Source organism: Citrobacter youngae (genome assembly GCF_003818115.1).
Lineage (GTDB): Bacteria > Pseudomonadota > Gammaproteobacteria > Enterobacterales > Enterobacteriaceae > Citrobacter > Citrobacter youngae.
The window spans coordinates 83,025-101,156 of sequence record NZ_RPOI01000006.1; the positions used below are offsets into that span (position 1 = coordinate 83,025).

At 54.6% G+C, this 18,132-nt stretch carries 4 protein-coding genes, 1 other RNA gene and 1 pseudogene; all 6 read right to left on the reverse strand.

Features of this window, described 5'->3' with window-relative positions; genetic code table 11:
• Positions 1–56: 56 nt before the first annotated feature.
• Positions 57–1,298, reverse strand: coding sequence for an integrase (locus EHN13_RS05900; RefSeq protein ID WP_124021038.1), 1,242 nt, complete (start codon positions 1,296–1,298; stop codon positions 57–59).
• 203 nt (positions 1,299–1,501) lie between these two features.
• Positions 1,502–1,865: a transfer-messenger RNA gene (ssrA, locus tag EHN13_RS05905) on the reverse strand.
• Positions 1,866–1,937: 72 nt separating this feature from the next.
• Complete coding sequence (locus EHN13_RS05910) at positions 1,938–3,101, reverse strand: beta-barrel domain-containing protein (RefSeq protein ID WP_124021043.1); 1,164 nt, start codon at positions 3,099–3,101, stop codon at positions 1,938–1,940.
• A gap of 7 nt (positions 3,102–3,108) precedes the next feature.
• A pseudogene (locus tag EHN13_RS24460) lies at positions 3,109–5,294 on the reverse strand (type I secretion system permease/ATPase).
• Entirely contained in the window at positions 5,291–6,700 is a 1,410-nt protein-coding gene (locus EHN13_RS05920) for a TolC family outer membrane protein (protein WP_124021039.1), read from the reverse strand. The pseudogene EHN13_RS24460 and the gene EHN13_RS05920 overlap by 4 nt, the downstream one beginning before the upstream one ends.
• Before the next feature lie 101 nt (positions 6,701–6,801).
• Entirely contained in the window at positions 6,802–17,736 is a 10,935-nt protein-coding gene (locus tag EHN13_RS05925) for a BapA/Bap/LapF family large adhesin (protein ID WP_124021040.1), read from the reverse strand.
• Positions 17,737–18,132 lie beyond the last annotated feature (396 nt).

An 18,132-nucleotide genomic window follows, 5' to 3' on the forward strand; every position in this document is an offset into this window, starting at 1 on the left:
TTCCGTACTACCTATAGGCGAGTTATCAGCACCCATAATGGGTGCTGATAAAGGATTCATCCTACAAGACGTATTCCCCTAACCCTACTAGTCACAATGCTGCCGCTATCTGCTGCTTTAACAAAATCAGCCCACCACTGCATCATCGGTCGTCGTTGCTCAAGATAGTCACTTCGATTGTAAGCGCGACGAACCTCATTCTTATCCACATGAGCAAGTGCAGCCTCAATAACATCAGGCGGAAATCCTTCCTCATTGAGCGCCGTACTAGCGATAGAACGTAAACCATGTGATACGAGAACGCCTCCTAAGCCAGCACGCTTAAGGGCTGCATTAACTGTTTGGCTGTTCATTGGCTGGGTCGGATTAATGCGACTGGGAAAAATAAATTCTCGGCCACCACTAAGTGACTTCATCATTTCTAGTACAGAGAGAGCCTCATCGGATAGTGGAACCGTATGGTCTCGGTTCATCTTCATTCGGGCTGCAGGAATTTTCCATTCGTTAGCATCAAAATCGATTTCATCCCATCGAGCCTCAGCAGCTTCGGCAGGACGGGTGATGGTGAGAAGTTGCCACATGAATAGACATCTTGTGGACAAGCTGATACTTGCCGTACGCATAGTCTGCATTAGCTGTGGAAGTTGATCCGGGCGTATGCTTGGCATGTTTTTCTTTTGCGGTTTCTCAAACGCTTTTCCGATATTTACACTGGGAACTGCATCAATCAAGCCTGTGTTCTGCGCATAAATCATGACCTCGTTAATACGCTGACAAAGGCGTCGGACTGTCTCTAATGCACCTCTGGCCTGAACCGGCTGCACTGCTTTAACCAGAGTATGAGCCTTAATCTCAGTGACACTGATATCACCGATTGCTGGGAAAACATCTCTCTCAAGCGAGCGCCAGATATCCTCGGCATAGTCCTCTGTTACGCTGGTTTTCTTCACATTCCACCAACGCTCGGCAACTAACAGGAAAGTGTTGGTTTTAGCCTCTTGAGAATTTCTTACCTGTTCTTTCTGATGATCCTGAGGATCAATGTCTTTCGCCAACAAAACTCGAGATTCAGCTCTGAGTTTACGCGCATCAGAAAGGGAGACTGCAGGGTAGGCACCGAAGCTCTGTTTGGTTCGCTGTTTTGTCAGCGGTCGATAGTAACGGAACTGCCAGAGCTTACTACCACTAGACTTGATTAATAGAGTAAGCCCGTCCCCATCATACAGCTGGTAATCGGCATCTTTAGGTTTGGCGGCTTTGATTTCCGTATCGGTTAACGGCTTGGTTTTTCTTGCCATGGGGAATCTCCATGCGTTTAGGCCCAACGAAAACAATATAGCTTTTCGTTGGGCCTATCAATGGGCCTAAAAGGTTCGGATTTAATTAGTTCTCTTCGGACTTCGCGGGACAAATAGAGGGCACAAAAAAGCCCGCAGGGCTTGCGCCGTGCGGGCTCTTAGGACTTCATCGGATGACTCTGGTAATCACCGATGGAGAATTTTGGTGGAGCTGGCGGGAGTTGAACCCGCGTCCGAAATTCCTACATCCTCGGTACTACATGCTTAGTCAGTCTTTACATTCGCCTGGCACCTGCGGACAGACACGCCACTACCAGACTAGCCTGATTAGTTTTAACGCTTCAACCCCAGGCAGGGCATCCACGCGATCTCTTTTGGGTTTGACCTCTCTTTGATCCCCGTCTTAAGAGCGGAAGCTAGGGAGAGAGGGCTCAGAGCAGGTTATTAAGCTGCTAAAGCGTAGTTTTCGTCGTTTGCGACTATTTTTTTGCGGCTTTTTACGAGGCCAACCGCCCCTCGGCATGCACCTTGGGTTTCGCGAATCCCGTCGAATCCAGAATCAGCCCCAATGTGTTAGAACAAGTATAACAGACTTGTGACACGCGTGACCAGCCCCCACAACCCTTTAACCGCAAGGATTTACCGCTCGCGCAGTGCTTCTTTTGCACGATTAAATGGTTTGATTAAATAGTCGACGATGGTTTTTTCACCTGTTTTTATATCCACAGTGGCAATCATGCCCGGTACGATAGAAAAATGGCGTCCCAGCTTGTTCTGCAAGAAGTCCTGATGGGTACGGATAAACACGCGGTAGTAGAAAATTTCCGGTTTCACTTTGTCCTGAATGGTGTCCGGGGAGATGGTTTCGACCACGCCCTCCAGCCCTCCGTAAATGGCGTAGTCATAGGCAGTAATCTTCACCAGCGCCCGCTGTCCGGGGTGGATAAACGCGATATCGCGCGGTGACAGGCGGGTTTCAATCAGCAAATGATCGTCTACCGGGACAATCTCCATCATTTCGCCGTTAGGAGGGATCACGCCGCCAATCGTGGTGACCTGGATGTTTTTTACGATACCGCGCATCGGGGCGCGAACGGTCAGGCGGGTGACGGAGTCTTCGCGACCTTTTAAGATAGCCGCCAGCATATCTACCTCGGCGTTGGCCTTCGACAGCGCTTCACGCGCCTGCACGTAATATTGCGAGCGCAGATCGGTTATTTTGAGTCCAAGATCGCTTTTTTGTCGTTGCAGGCGCAGCACTTCTACGTGGCTGGCGGCACCGCTTTTCTCCAGCCGTTGGGTAATGGCCAGCTCTTTATTTACCGAGACCAGCGCATCCTGCAGTTCCACCATAGAATCAGCAAGCTGCGCGCGACGGCTTTTATACAGCCGCGTTTCAGAGGCGATAAGATCCGGCCAGGCCTGCAGCGAGCTGGGGAACGTTAGCGGCAAATCGTTGACTTCGGCATTCAGTCTGGCGCTTGACGCTAAAGATGCGCGATAGCGGGCGGCGCTTTCACCCACGTTGGACTCCGAACGCGTTGGGTCGAGGCGGGCGACAATCTGGTTGGCCTGAACTTTATCTCCTTCGTGCACGCTGAGTTCGGCGAGGATCCCTCCGTCAAGCGACTGCAATACCTGTTCGCGCGAGCTGGGGATCACTTTCCCGCTGCCCGTCGAGACTTCATCCAGCTTGCCGAAATATGCCCAGATCCCCAGGACTGCAAACAGCAGCGTGCTGAGCAGAACAATGCGGCTGGCCCCGGAAAAACGGTGCTCGCGGCGAATATCGAGGTCGTCCATGGCGGCGTCATGCGGATTGGTTTTCATTTTTCCACTCCCGACTGTGAGTAGGGGCAGGTGCCCGGCTCGCATTCAACGCCTGCGCTTTCGGGGCATCCATGACCAGTTGACCTTCTTTGAGCACCACCACGCGTTCGACCAGTTCCAGAACCGGTACGCGATGGGTTGCAACAATCAATGTGCGGTTGCCCAGCCACAGGTTCAGGCGCTGAATAAACTCCCGTTCGGTATGTTCATCCAGTGAGGCACTGGGTTCGTCGAGCAGGACAATATTGGGTGAGCGTAGCAGCATTCTTGCCAGCAGGATCGACTGCCGTTGACCGCCGGACAGACCGTTGCCGCCTTCCATAATGGGGTGAGCCAGCCCTTTGGCGAGCTGTTTAACGAAAGCCGCCGCGCCGCTGACCTCCAGCGCGTCGAAGATCTGTGCGTCGCTGGCATGCGGTGCGCCTAGGGTCAGGTTCTCGCGCAGAGTGCCGAAAAACAGCCGAGCATTCTGGCTGAGGAAACCGATGTTGCGACGTAAATCGGCCATATCGATCTGCGCCAGGCTCAGGTTATCGAGCCGGACATCGCCCTGGATGATCTCCACACCACCCGCCATGGCCTGCAGCAGCGTTGATTTCCCGGCGCCGTTACGCCCGAGGATCGCCACCCGTTCGCCGGGCATGACCTCCAGGCGCGAGATCCGCAGCGGAACGCGCTGATCGTCGCTGTGGTAGCGAAAGTGTGCGTTCTCAAACAGATAATGGCCGTGAAAAATCTCCTGATGCACCCGGTCTTCGTCGTACTGCGTTTCGGTGGGAAGCTGCATGATGCTGTCTAATCCCATCTTCGCCGCCTTGACCTGTTGCCAGCGGGCCAGCACGCCGCACAGATTAGCCATCGGAGCAATCATTCTGGAACCGAGCATTGAGGCCGCCACCACGGCCCCGGTGGTCATCGTGCCTTCAATAACCATCGGCGCACCAAACATAATGATGGCGGCGTAAACCAGGCTTTGTACTGACATCCCCCAGCCGATCAGCCCCTGGGTAAGCTTGCGTGTGCGTAACCCGGACTCTCCTGTAATGCGGATATAGCTGTTCCACTGCTGTAAAAAGCGGTTTTCCGCCTGCATCAGCTTGATGTCTTCCAGTCCCTGAACGCTCTCGACCAGCACCGCGTTGCGCAGAGTGGATTCATGTGCGGCCTGGTTAGCAAGCACCGCCAGTTTTTTTTGTAATAACAGACCCGGCAGAATCATCAGAATGGCGGCGACGGGGGCTATCCACGCCAGCGGTGGAGCAATGCACGCCAGTACGACGATAAACAGAAAGAAAAACGGCAGATCGACAATGGTCGACATGGTCGAAGAGGTGATCATCTCACGAACCTGTTCCAGCTCGCGCAGTTGAGAAATAAGCTCCCCGTTGAGCGGGGGACGGCGCTGTTGCGTAGCCGCAATGCGTGGCTAAACACGCGATCGGAAATGCGCATATCGGCGCGTTTGCCGAGCAGGTCCATGATGTGGGTACGCGCTTCGCGCAGCAAAAAGCCAAACAGCACCGCGACCAGAACACCGGTAGAGAGAACATACAGCGTTGGATAAGACTGGGCGGGGATCACCCGGTCATAGACCTGCATCGAAAAAATAATCCCGGCGAGCGACAGGACGTTAATCAGAAAGGCGGCAATCATGACCGGCAGGTAAGGGCGGATATCTTGTAAAACCAGCTCGCGTATCCAGTCGGGTCTAAAGCGCGAAATATAGCGATCAACCCGACCGTCTTTTAATGCCGATAACGGGCGCAGTGCGGTGATAGTATGGATTTCTGGCAGAAGCTCAGCCACTGCCAGCCGGTTGCGTTGTCCCTCGTCGGCGATGATAAAAACATCCAGGGCATCTTCACCGTTAAAATGTTCGATCACCATGATTTGGCCGTCGTGCAGTTCCGCCACCACCGGTAAACGCCATTGGTTAAGTACCTGCTTTGCGGTATCCAGCGTATGAAAGGAAAGTCCCGCCTGGCGCGCTAATTGCGTCAAAGCAAGGGTTTTGCTTTTCCCCTCAAACCACGGGGCGTTAGCCTGAATAGCACCAGGCGAACAGGCAACGCGGTAGTGGCTGGCAATATGCGTCATTGCCTGCGCCCACTGGCTCAGGGTGGGTTCGCCAATAGCATCTTCAACAACAGGCTCGACGTCGCTCATAGCTGGATCTCCACCGATTGAATGCTGCGGTTATTTAAGGCGAACGCCTGGCGCAACGATCCGGTGTTGTAGAGGCAGTTCAGTTGTAGCTGGCGAAGCTGGCTTTGGGTCTGGAGTTCGGCAAAACGGGCCTGATACACCTCCTGTTCGGCGTTAAGAACATCAAGTAATGGGCGTGAGCCGAGATCCAGATACTGCTGTTGATACAGTTCGCGCGTTTGTTCGCTCAGCCGCTGCTGGCGGCGCAGGATCTGCAATGCAGTCGCGAGACTCATTGCCTGGCTGTGGGATTCCAGTAATTTCTGTCGTACTTCGAGTCGGGTGCGCTGAATAGAGTACTGTGCGGACTCTACCGCGTGGCTGGCGGCGTTGCGTCGGGCGGTGAGCCCGCCTCCCTGATACAGCGGCATTTCGACTTTTACCCACGCTGAGTACTGCGTTTTGTCGAGCACCTCATGGCTGGGGTATTTGTCGTTGAGATAGTGCTGAACAGATGGCTCCAGGGAAATGGTTGGCGTCATCTGCGCGTTGGCGTAATCGAGGTTGGCCTGCGCGACGTTCGCCTGCGCCCAGGCCGCCAGCACTGCAGGAACTAACTTATCCTCCGGTTTTACCACATCGCAACTGCTGTCCAGTTTTACCGGAAACTCATTGCTGATGCCGTTAAGCGAGTTCCAGCCGAGATAGCTCATCAATGTCGCTTTGCTACTGTCGAGATTGGCCTGATATTGCGCCAGTTGAGAACGTGCGGACTCGATACGCGCATCGGTTTGCACTACGTCTGACAGCGAGGTCGCCCCTTCATCATTACGTTCTCTGGTCAGTCGACCAATACCGTTTAGCGCGACCAGTTGCTCTTCGGCGGCATCCACCATCTGTTGCCATGTCTGAACCTGGACGATGGCATTGGCGGTAGCGTGAGCGACAGTATCGATGCTGAGTAACACGTTTGCCTGTTGCTGCGCTGAACCGGCGGTTTCGGCGCGCACCTGGCTGGCGACTTTGCCGAAGTCATACAGCATTTGTGACACCGAAATGACCAGTGCAGGGCTGAAGCCATGGTCAGTGTAGGTATTGCTGTAGCCGTTGTTCATTCCGGCTGTAACTTGCGGGTAATATTTCGCTTTCGCCACGTCTATCTGCTCATTTTGCGAGAGCAGTTTGCCAATGGATTCACGAATAGAAGGATGCCAGCTCACGGCGCGACTCACCGCGTCGTTAAGCGTCAGGCTTCCGGGAGCGGCAACGCTTAGCGGTAGATCGGCCACAGAACCATCCAGAGAGGGAAGCATCTGACTGGTTGCCAGCCCTTCCGGCGTAATAATTTGCGGTTCATCTTCGGCATTCGCACGAACGGAACAAAACGTTAATGCCAGCAGTACAGCAACAGGGGCGACATTTCTCATAGTTTATCCCTTGCAAAATAGGGCAGTGACGATTGTTATTGCCCCGGACGTCATGGCATCCGGGGCTGTTGTTATATCGTTATAGTGGTATGGCGTTCGTTTCAGGTCACAATGTGATTTTGTTGGATCAGCTCATCGAGCGTGGTGTGTACGTTCTCCAGCGTTACGAGGTTAGTGGTGTGGTACGTGTTGCCTGTACCGTCGCGATCAATGGACACGATGGTGTTGTTACCGCTGGTGGTCACTGTGAGGTAGTTGCCGAGCGTGGCATTTTGTCCGTTCCAGCCTACCAGCAGGTCGCCGATGTCGATTTTGTCGCCCTGAGCCAGTGAAAAGTTGGTCCAGTTGTCCGCTGACCCGTTACCGCCGGTAGCGTCGTTGGCATTGAGTAGGTGATAAATCAGCGTATCGCCGTAGACCGATCCGGTGATCACGTCATGCTGTGCGGTGCTTGCCATCTGCGGGTTCATATTGATGGTCAGCGTAGCGGTGTCCGTGTGCCCGTTTTGGTCGTTCAGCGTATAGGTAAAGGTCTCTTTGCTGATTATCGACGCTACGGTTGTACCCGGCTTCAGCGTGTAGATGTATGAACCATCCAGGTTCATGGTCAGTGAACCATAATGACCCTGAATGGTTGCGCTACTGGCGCTGCCGGCCGGATTGAGGGTGGCGGTACTGCCGTTAAAACCGGTGACAGTGAGCTGGGTATGGACGGTTGAGAGCTGATCGTGCGCGCCAGCGGCATCACTGCCATCAAAAATATTGCCATTCACCGTCGTGGTGTTAACGTCCCAGGTATTGAGGTGCCATGTCGTACCCGTGACGTTTGGCGTAATGCTGACGTTGCCAACGGCCAGTCCCCCCATTGTTCCTGTGAAGCTGATGCTGTAATGACCAGCGGCTAGCTCAGCATTACCCAGCGAGACGGCAATTGAACTGCCTAACAGGCTGATAGAGCTGGCGGGTACAGAGCCAGAAAGCGAGAATCCGTCAGGACCGGTGATTGTCCAGGTTACGCCCAGCGTACCGACGGTGATAAGTGTGCCGATGCTAAAGTTGAGCGTGGCGCCTTTCAGTACGTCATTTGTTGCGATATCAAACGAACCTGTACCGGTTGCTTTGCTCCCCAGCGTCGGAATTGTCGCGGTGCCCAGCGCGCCACTTCCATATGCCGCAGAGTCCTGAATGGTACTTACCGCCATCATGCTGCTGACGTCATTTACTGCGTCCAGCGCTTGCGGGGTCGCCGTAATGTTCAGCGAGGCGCTTCCTGTATCGCCATTGGGGGCTTTGACCGTATAGACGAAACTGTCCGGTGTGCTGATACCGTCTGCGCCCAGTCCGCTTTTCAGCGTGTAGGTGTAGTTCCCTTTTGCATCAATAGTCAGCGTGCCGTACTGTCCGTTAATGGTGGTAGTGCCCGTTGCGTTAACGGCGACACCGTTCACTTCGGTGATAACGGTATTAGCCGGAGCCGAGTCGTTGGCCAGCAGATTTCCATTGGTTGCCGCACTCAGGCTGTCGACGGCGTAGGTGTGATCGGCCTGAATATTCAGGGTATAGTTGGTCAGCAGCGTCAGGCCGCCGGAAGCGTTAAGCAGGAACAGATAGTCACCGCCCGGCAGCGTAATGGTATACGCCGGTGAATTGCCGCTCAGTAGGGCGGTTACCCAGTTCGGTTGTACCCGGTACTGCTCATACTGCTGAATAGACTCGTTGAAGCGGTAGACATAGAGATCAAAGCCGCCCAGCGTTACGCCAAGTACGCTGGCCTGAACCGTTATCGTTCGGGTCGCGCCGTCATCAACGTTGAATTTAATCGGGTTGGTCAAACCGTTGACCAGGCTGACATCCAGCAATTGTCCCAAACCAACACTGGCGAGCGTGAAGCCGGTTTGTTGTGATGGATGGTTGTCGACTGCGATGACCTGCGTCCCGTAAGTCAGCGCAGCCACATCGTCTGCCGCCGTTACCGTACTGGTGGTCGGGGCCTGACCCAGCGTGACCACCAGTTTTGCCGAGGAGTGATCGCTACCATGCGTTAGCGTGTAAGTGAAACTTTCGGAACGGCCATACACTGAGATTGACGTATTGGTCAGGGTATAGGTGTAGCTACCATTCTGATTGATATGCAGAATGCCGTATTTCCCCTGCACATCAATGCCGCCCGCCGGGACGTTCACGACGTTGCCGTTACCGTCAGTGATAGCGGTGACCAGCGTGCCGGAAGGGGCGTTATCTTGACCGTTAGTTGGATCGGTATCGGTGATGATGTTACCGGATTCTGTGGTCCCCCCAGTGATGGTTCCGCCGTTGGTTTTCACCACGGCAACGTCCAGGCTGGTGTATGCGCCAGTCGCCAGCAGGTTAGTGTTGAAGCTGACCACGCGATAATCCCCGCCTGTCAGCCCATCATAATTGAGCGTCACTCCAGAGGCTCCGATGGTCAGCAAACTGGCAAAATTGGGTTTTGAGGTATCGACCACGGTTATCCAGGTGTTGAGCAAGGAGTCATAGCGCTGGATAACAATCTCCATTGAGCTTAATAGTGACAGCACAATGCCGGTCGCCGCGGCGTTAATGGTGATGGAGCCACTACCGCCAGACTGGATGCTGAAATTAACACTTGCCGTGTCGTTACCCAGCACATTGGCGACATTACCCAGTGCGTTCACCAGCAGGAAACCGTAATCGCTTTGATGTTCAGTGCTGATTGTCACGTCAGTCTGTAGCGGCAAACGGGTGACATTATCTTCAGCCAGCAGGGGGAGTACCGGCGCGATGACGCTGGCAGGCGATGACGTGTTACCTGCCGCGTCGGTTGCCGTTGCAGATAACGACTGACCTTCAATCTGGCGTACAGGCAAGGCGGCACTGTAGACGCCACTGCTGTTGGCGACCGCTGTCACGCTGGTGCCGCCAGGCAGGGATATCGTCACCGTACTGCCGGCTTCGGCAATGCCGCTCACTGTTCCGCCATCGGCGCTGATCAAAATCGTAGGAGGTGGCGGTGGCGTGGTATCCACAATGACGCTGAACGAGCCAGACAAAACGCTCGAGCCGTTGGCATTTGTTGCGTTGGCGGTAAACGCGTGGTTGCCTTCGCTGAGCGCACCGGATGGGGTAAAGCTCCAGATCCCATTCCCGTCTGCGGTTGTGCTCCCCATCAACGTGCCGTTGTTATACAGGTTGATAACGGCGTTTGCCTGCGCAGTTCCGCTCAGTGTTGGGCGGGTATCATTCGTGGTTTTCCCGGCGGTGACCAGGCCCGTGATAGTGCCGACATCATCGAATACGCTGGAGATCACTGGCGCAGGCGGTACGCCGGTAAACGGGGCCAGCACGTTACCCGCCGTACCGATGTTGCCTGCGGCGTCCTGTGCGCTAACCAGCAGCGTTTGTCCACTAATTTGCGGTGGATTCAGGGTAAAGGTGAAGTTACCGGAAGCATTCGCTGTCGTGGTGCCGAGTACCGTTCCGCTACCAGAGGTGATAATGACCGTACTGTTCGCTTCGGCCACGCCGGTTAACGCCGTACCATTGGCGTTGACCGCCAGCCCGGTTGGAACACCGGGTGCGATGGTATCGACCACAATGGCTGCCGCAGACGATAATCCACTGGTATTCCCCGCCGCATCTGTCGCCGTGATGGTAAAAGAATGAGCCCCTTGAGCCAGAGCAGTGGACGGCGTGTAACTCCAGTTGCCGGTGCTGTCAGCCGTTACGCTGATAACAAAACTGCCATTATCATAAATATCGACTCGCGCGTTGGCCTCTGTGGATCCGTTCAGGGTTGGGCGTGAGTCATTGGTGGGCTGGTTGCTGCCAATCGCACCGGTGTTGGGGCCAACATCATCAATAATGCTACTTATTGAAGGCTGTGCCGGGGCTGTGGTGTCCACCACCACGGTAAAACCTGCTGTTGCGCCGCTGGTATTACCTGCCGCATCGGTAGCGGTCACAGTGAAGGTATGGGACCCGGTCGCGAGCGGCGTGGTCGGAGTAAATGTCCAGCTATTATTGCTTTGCACCAGCGCAGTACCAAGCAGAGTGTTCCCGTCATAGATGCTGACAGTGCTACCGGCTTCGGCGGTACCGTTGAGCGTTGGGCGGGCATCGTTGGTTAGCTGCCCATTGTTCAGCGCTGTATTGAAAACTCCCCCTGCGATGTCATCTATGACCGAGATCAGTTGTGGGATTGGCGGTGGGGTCGTATCGATATTAATAATAAATCCGCTTGAGGTGGCACCGATATTGCCTGCGGCGTCGGTGGCGATAGCAGTGAATGTATGTTGGCCGTTGCTCAGTGTGGATGGCAGATATTCCCACGTCCCATCTATTGTGGCTGTTACCGTCCCCAGCAGCGTGCCGTTATCGTAAATCGCGACCCGGGCATTCGCTTCCGTTGAGCCACTGAGCAGCGGACGGGTGTCATTGGTCCAGGCTCCACTGGACAGAGTCCCGGTGCCGGGCTGTACATCATCGACGGCCTGGATAATGGTGGGGGCAAGCGGGGCAACGGTATCCACAATGATGTTAAATGCGGCGGATGACTGACTGACGTTTCCGGCTGCATCCGTGGCGGTCACCGTGAGCGCATGGTTACCATTTCCAAGTCCGGCTGTTGGCGTGAAGTTCCAGGCTCCATTGGCGTCTACCGGAGCGGTACCGAGATAGGTGCCATTGTCATAAATTTTGATCGTGGAATTGGCTTCTGCCGTACCACTGAGCGTGGGTTGCGCATCATTTGTGGCCTGGCCGTTGTTCAGATTGCCCGTCAGCGGGCCGACATCATCTGCGACCTGAGAAATGACGGGTATACCCGGCGATATGGTATCGACGATGAGCCCAAAGCCGTTCGACGCAAGGCTGGTGTTACCTGCACTGTCGGTCGCGGTGACGGTCAATGTATGTGGTCCGTTGCTCAGAGCATCCGTTGGGGTAAAGTTCCAGATACCTCCCGCACCCACGGTGGTAGTGCCAATGGGTTGACCATCGCTCAGAACGGTAATGGTCGCTCCCACTTCGCCCGTGCCGCTCAGTGCCGGACGTGTTTCGTTTGTCGTCTGCCCATTGGTTATCGCGCCTGTTGTGGGCGCTGTATTGTCCAGCACCGTGCTAATGATGGGGGGCTGTGGGGCGATAGAATCCAGTTCGAGGGTAAAGGACGAAGATACCCCACCCATATTGCCCGCCTGGTCGGTGGCAACGGCGGTAAAGATGTGTTGCCCCTGAGTCAGTGGGGCATCCGGCGTGAAGCTCCAGTTGCCGGATTCATCAACCTGGGTTGTACCAATATCAACGCCTTTATCGCGGATGGTGATAGATGCGCCGATCTCTCCTTTGCCGTTCAGCGTGGGTTGTGCATCGTTAGTCAATTGTCCGTTAGTCAGCGATGTGTTGCCGGGTTGATCGTCAATCACCGAGGTAATGTTCGGCGCCGCGGGCGGCAGCGTATCAACTACCAGAACGAAAGGTGGGCTTGCCGGGCTGATATTGCCAGCGCCATCCGTGACGGTTGCGGTTAACGAATGATTGCCTTCACTAAGTGCTGGAGCCGGTGTAAAGCTCCAGTTGCCGTTTTCATCGCTGGTGGTTGTGCCAATTACCGCGCCATTATCGCGAATGGTAACCACTGAATCGGCCTCGGTGACGCCAGCAAGCGTTGGGGTGTTGTCGTTGGTTAGCTGTCCGGATGTAAGGGATTGCGGGGTACCGACGTCGTCCGTTACCGTCACAATAGAGGGCGCGCTTGGGATTAACGTATCGACAATAATTCGGAAGCTGTTGGATAGATCGCCCTGGTTGCCTGCCGCATCCGTTGCGCGTGCGGTAAAGATATGCTCGCCTTCTCCCAACCCATTTGTCGGAGTATAGCTCCAGTATCCGCTGCCACTCACGGTGGTTGTGCCAATCGCGATACCTTTATCGTAAAGGGTGATAGTCGCACCCGCTTCGCCGGTTCCATTGAAGGTCGGGCGTGCATCGTTGGTAATTTGTCCGGTATCTAACGATCCTGTACCTGGTAACACGTCGTCAATCACACTGGTGATCGCGGGTGCTTGTGGGGCGGCAGTATCGATAGTGATGGCGTAATTGGGCGACAACCCACTGGGTTCTGAGTTTACAGTTTGCGATACGGTGAAATTGTAGGTCGTGCCGTTTGTCAGTGGAGTGGATAATGGATAGCGCCATGCGCCGGAAACGGCATCGGCGGTGACCGTAGCGATTACATTCCCATCCTGATAAATTGTAACCGTTGCTCCTGCCGTGGCGGTTCCTTGTAACAGCGGTGAGGTGTCATTGGTGGATTTACCGTTGCCAATCACTCCTGTAACGGGAGAGACATCATCAATGATTTCGAGAGTTGGCGGATGCGGAATACTGGAAGTGGCCGCGTTAAACGGCGTAGGGTCGCTGCTATTGCCCGCCTGATCCTGGGTGATTGCATTCAGATTCTGCCCCGTAGTTTGTGCGGGTGATATCGTGACGGTGTAGACACCTGTAACGCTGTTCGCAATGCCCTGACCCAGTACCGTGGTACCATTTCTGATGATGACGGTACTGCCCGGCTCGGCTGTCCCGCTCACCAGCGTGCCGTTCGGGTCAACATAGGTGACGATTGGCTCGGCAGGAGGCTGCGTATCGAGTATCAACATCACAGGGTTTCCTGCCGCCAGGGAATTACCCGCGGGATCCCTGGCGCCGAACGTCAGCGTGTGCGGGCCATCGCCCGTCAGCGTAATCTCAATACTCCAGCTACCATTCGCCGCAACGAGGGTTTCGGCAATGGGATTGCCGCCATCGAAAATGACTACCGTACTGCCCGGCGCACCGGTCCCGCTGATTGTTGGGGTGGTATCATCCGTGACGCTACCGTTGGTCAATGAACCGATAATGACGCCAGCGTCATCTTCAATATCTGTAACCTGCGGTAGGGTCAGCACGGTGCTGCTAACCGTAAACGCTACGCTGTTTGATGGGGTACTGGCGTTCCCCGCCGCATCGGTTGCAATGGCCGTTAGCGTATAACTCCCGTTTGCCAGTGCCGTCCCAGGAGTAATACTCCAGGTGGTGCCAACCACCGTTGTGGTACCGATAATCGTACTGCCGTTGTACAGCGTGATCGTGTCGCCGTCAGTGCCGGTTCCGCGAATAGTTGGCGTCGTATCATCTGTTATTGCGCCAGGTGCAAGATCGCCCTGGAAACCACCGACATTATCATTGACGGCAAGAATAACAGGGGAGGCAGAGGGCGTTGTATCGATCTCCAGGAGGATGGCATCTGATGGCGGGCTGACGTTGCCAGCCGGATCGGTCGCCGTAATGGTCACCTGATAAACATCCTGGGGAAGTGGCACTGATGGTGTAAAGCTCCAGCTACCGTCTGCCCCAACCGTTGCGGTACCCTGCGACGAAGAGTTGCCATTAAGATAGAGGGTAATGAGATCGCCGACACTCCCCGTGCCGCTGAACGTTGGCGTGGTGTCGTTAGTTATGCCGTTTGTCACGACCCCGGTTATCGGATTGACGTCGTCCGTAATGGTGGGCGGGAGCGGTTGCGTTGGCGGCAGATTATCCACCGTCAGCGTAAAGCCCGCCGATGGGATCCCTGTGTTGCCCGCCGCGTCGGTCGCCGTGGCGGTGAATTTATGCGGCCCATCGGCAAGTGAGGTCGGGGTAAATGTCCAGGTGCCGTCTGGCTGTACGGTAGTGATGCCGGCGAGGCCGCCATTCTCATAAATCGTAATTGTCGCACCCGGCTCACCTGTTCCGGACAGTTTAGGGTTGTCGCTTTTCGTGCTGCCGCCATTACTCAGTGCTTTAGTTTCAATGCCAATAAGCCCTTCCGCTGAGGTGATGATCGGGGCCGCGGGTGGTGTTGTATCGACAGTCAGCATGAAACTTCCGGCGGTACTGGCGTTACCCGCCGCATCTGTCGCGATAGCTGACAATGTGTGCGAGCCTTCACTAAGTGGCTGGGTGACCGGGAAACTCCAGCTTCCTCCGGCCACAACGGTGGTCGTTCCAATCGGTGTGGCACCATCGTAGATAGTGATGGTGGAGCCAACTTCTCCGGTCCCCTTCAGTGACGGCAGGGTATCGTTTGAACGGCTACCGGAGGGCAGATCGGTTGGCGCATTCCCGACGTCATCCGTGGCGGCTGAAATAACCGGAGCCCCAGGAGGCTGGGTGTCAACGGTAATGGTGACAGTGACGGGGGAGGTGACGACGTTACCGGCGGCATCTGTTGCTGATACTGTAAAATGATGGTCGCGATCGGCAAGCTGCTTGTTGTCCGGGACGGTATAGCTCCAGGTACCTGACTTGTCGATGAGCATCACCGTCATCAGCAAACCATTATCATACAGGTTCACCAGCGAGCCTGGCTCGCCGGTCCCGGAGAGGGTCGGCGTGTTGTCGTTGGTTACCCAGTTGTTATTCGCGATGTTACCGGTGATGGTTCCGACGTCATCGCTAATCAGAGTAATAACCGGGACGGTCGGCGCGACGCTATCGACAATGATTTTCCAACTGGCGGCGCTACTGGTGTTGTTGGCGGCATCAGTTGCCGTAACCGTAAACACGTGTGCGCCCTGGCTCAGCGCGGTGGTCGGCGTGTAGTCCCAGTTACCATTGATATCGGCGGTAACGGTGGTTAGCAGGGTGCCATTATCATAAATTTTTACCTGCGAGCCCGCTTCGGCGGTGCCCTTAATTTCCGGTTTATCGTCGTTTGTCAGCGTGTTGTTATCAATTTTTCCGATGACGTCGGGAACATCATCTAAGACGGCAATAATAATCGGTTGGTCTGGCGCGGTAATATCCGGAGCCAGCGCGGAAGCGGGCAGACTTTCGTTGCCTGCGCTGTCCGTTGCGGTCACTTTTACCGTTTCACCATTGTTTTGTGACGGGGTGATCGACACGGCAAAGTGACCGCCGCTGTCTGCCTGACCCACGCCAATCGTATTCCCGTTGCTGTCTTTTACGGTGATAGTGCTGCCGATTTCAGCATGTCCACTGACTGAACCACCATCCCCGGCGACAATTACCCCTGTCGGTGCGTCAGGGGCGGTGCTGTCTGGTGCGGTGACTGCTGTGTTATCACTGGTATTACCTGCTGCATCCGTTGCATTGGCGACAAGATGTTCGCCGTTCGTTTGTGGCGGAACCAGTGTGGCGGTGAAATCTCCGTCAGCATCAGCGGTGGTCGTGCCAATGATAGTGCCACCAGGATTGAGAATATGTACGGTACTGTTGGGCTCTGCCGTGCCGGAAACCTCATCGCCCGCGTTATTGATTGTCAGGTTTGCGGGCGGTAGCGGGGCGGTGATATCGGGAGCGAGTGCTGTTTCTGGCAAACTCGGGTTTCCTGCTGGATCGGTAGCGATAGCGGCTATGGTTTCGCCATTGGTTTGTGGTGGGTTTATGGTGATAGTAAACGAGCCATCTGGCCCGGTAACGCCACTGCCGATTAAATGATTATTATTGTCGGTTATAGTCACGGTACTGCCGGGTTCAGCCGTACCAGTGACGACAGCACCATCGGCAGATACGTTCAGATTGTCTGGTGATAACGGCGGCTGAGTATCGATATTGATATTGAATGCCGTCGATATTCCCCCCGTACCCAGGTGGTTGGTTGCCGTAGCGGTGAAGGCGTATGAGCCGTCCCGCAAGTTTGTGCTGGAGGTCCAGTCCCAACTACCGTTGCTGTCGGCGACGACGCTGTCGATATATGCCCCGTTATTGTAAATTTTAACCGTACTGTTGGCGTCAGCTGTCCCGGAAAGCGTTGGGGTCGCATCATTAGTGGACTGATTGTTGGTCAATGACCCAACGGAGGGCGCGACATCATCCATAACGCTGACAATCACGGGGACGCCTGGATAACCGGAATTTGAGGCACTGAATGAGGTATCTGGCCCTATATTGCCTGCTTCATCCTGAATCTTTGCTGTCAGCGTTTCACCATGTGTTTGCGAGGGTGATATGCCAATAGTGAAGGTGCCGCCTGAACCGACGATTGCTGAACCCAGAACCTGGTTGTTACTGCCAATGATGGTGACAGTGCTTCCGGGCTCTGCACTACCCGTCACCATGGTGCCTTCCAGGTTCACTGAAGAAATTACTGCGGCGGCAGGTGGGGTGGTATCGACGGTAATGACCCAACTGTCTGAGATTGCGCTGCTGCCCGCATTGTTTGATGCGCTGACCGTAAACTGGTGAGCGCCTTCCGCGAGCGGGGAAGATGGAGTAAACGTCCAGTTGCCGTTGGCATCGATAGTGACCTGTCCTATTTCGACACCGTTATCAAAAATATGTAAGGTGGCATTTGCGGGGCCAGTGCCCTGAAGAGTAGGCGTATTATCGTTGGTGGATTCCTGCTGATTGACAGGGCCTGTAATCAGCTCCTGATTATCGATCACGCTGGTAATAACGGGCACGTCTGGCATGTTAGGGGTTGTTGTCGGCGGATCGCCACCATCGCCGTTGCCATCGCCGTTGCCATTGCCGTTGCCATTGCTATTGCCGTTCCCACCATTATCGTTTCCGGCGTTGTTATCGCTCCCCCCACCGCCACCGCCACCGCCACCGCCACCGCCACCGCCACCGCCACCGCCGCCACCTGCAGCGAGGCCAACTCCGCCAGCGACCGCGATCCCGCCAAGAACCCAGGGCCAAACTGCGCCTCCTTCATGACTGCCTTCGCTCGCCATCAATGGGGTGAGATCGTCCAGATGCTGATAGTGGAATGCGCCATCCGTATCCTGAACCCACCATAGTGCGCCGTTGCTATCTTCAAGTACGAGCTGGCTTTGTTCATCACCTTTGCCAACGTAAAAGTTTTTAATTGTGATAGTTTCACCAGAGCGGAGTGTGACAATCAGATCCTGATTTACGCGGGTAAGCTGACTGATTTCTTCACGAGAAACAGACAGCTTCACGATGGAAGGTGAATTGAGCGTGACTTCTGAAGCTTCAATATTTGTGGAAACACCAGTCAATTTTGATACAACGGCGAGTAGACGCATATATTCACTCCTGATGGCAGGCCGAGAGTATTAATCCACAATAGCGTGTTGGGAGAATGAGCTGACAGGTGCCCGTTCATCGTATAGATGAGTTTGCACATGTGGTTTCATTGATTAGGTCACGCAAGTATCAGTTTGTTTTTCGAATACGTCAGGGCCCCTGAGTCTGAATAGTTCTTTCGTATTAGATGATATAGTCAGAAAGGATGTATTACGCAAATTATCTATATTAAAAATACATTGAGGTAATTGAAAAGGATACTTTCCAGTACGTGTTTTGGTTGTTGTTGAAATCTAACTTGCTGTATATAAAGTTGTTTTTTCTTCTTTGTGGTTTTTTACAAATCTAATAAACACCAGTAATAATAGTGTTATTGGTGAGGCGTAAAATATAAA